General features: G+C 31.6%; 2 protein-coding genes. Both read right to left on the reverse strand.

Translation table 11 applies throughout. The annotated features are described in order from the left end of the window. Nucleotides 1-133: 133 nt before the first annotated feature. A complete protein-coding gene (locus BUB42_RS16060) occupies nucleotides 134-730 on the reverse strand; it encodes a DUF6705 family protein (protein WP_073022181.1) in 597 nt (198 codons plus the stop codon). A 13-nt stretch (nucleotides 731-743) separates the two neighbouring features. After that, a partial coding sequence (locus BUB42_RS16530) for a hypothetical protein (protein WP_170857250.1) occupies nucleotides 744-1,189 on the reverse strand: 446 nt, incomplete at its 5' end.

Consider the following 1,189-nt stretch of genomic DNA (forward strand, 5'->3'; position numbering starts at 1 on the left):
TTCGGATTTTGCGCTTTAATAATAAAACTCAGAAATAAAAATAGTGATATTCAGATGTGTTTTTTCATAATCTTATGTGAGAATGATTCAATAAAAAATCTTCAACTATTATATTAATTGGGGTTGTTTATTTTTATTGCTTAATCATTAAGTATTCCCCAGTATGTATACTTGCTGGAGGTGGCACTGGATCTCCCTCTCTGCGAGTGATAAAGCCATCCCAATAGATTTTTACTTTTAATGCAATCACACCATTTACCGTTGTTTTGCGCATGTCTACACCAGCAATGTTAGGAGATTTATTATCCACAAAGCTAAGTCTAAGTCGTTTTTCTGTTGGTGAACAACTAGGGCAGCCCAGCTGAGTACCTGTTATGATAGAGCTACCTTTTATGCGATGATTTGTATACTCATCAGTATAATTTATAGTAATATTGTCCAGAGTATTTCCTATTTCTACCCCATCTTTTATAAACTGGAATTCCCCTACTAAAAGATCTTCATAATAATATCTGTATGACTTTATTTTTTTCTTTAATACAAATTTAAGAGATGTATTCCCATTGCTGTATAGGTAGGTTCCGTCATAACCATCTAGAAGTCCATTGATATCTTTGTAATAGGAGCCTTTGGGTCCGTCTTGTGGCTCTGAAATATCATATATTGGACTTTGAGCTTGACTAGCTGTTAAGATGAGGAAAAATGTGATGTAATGAATGTATGTTTTCATGATTGTGTATTTATTAGTTACAAGGAATTGAGGTTATAATTGAATTATTTAATGTCAGTTTATTAAAACTATTTTTAGTTTCATCAGCCTTATAAAGTGAAATACCAAAATCTTTAAATTGTTCAATAAAGCTTTTTTCTAAATTTCCACTGCTTTTTTTATATAATTTTGCTTGTTTAATGTGTATAGCTGTAATTTTATCTTTTTCACTTAAACCTTCATATTTTGGTTCATCCCATACATCATCAACCTTTGTTCGTAGTGCATCAATATTATCAATTTTTAACATATACGTATTTGTATTTCCCGCATTGTCTTTACAAACTAATCCATTAAAAACCTCACCTTTTCTAGTAGAACTGGTCTCATCGTAAACATTCAGCAAGAAACGAATATCTTGAAAAGAAAACATAGCATAACCATCTGAGGGATGAGAATGTAATCCACCGACGTAACTGG

The sequence above is a fragment of the Flavobacterium micromati genome, from assembly GCF_900129585.1.
GTDB lineage: Bacteria > Bacteroidota > Bacteroidia > Flavobacteriales > Flavobacteriaceae > Flavobacterium > Flavobacterium micromati.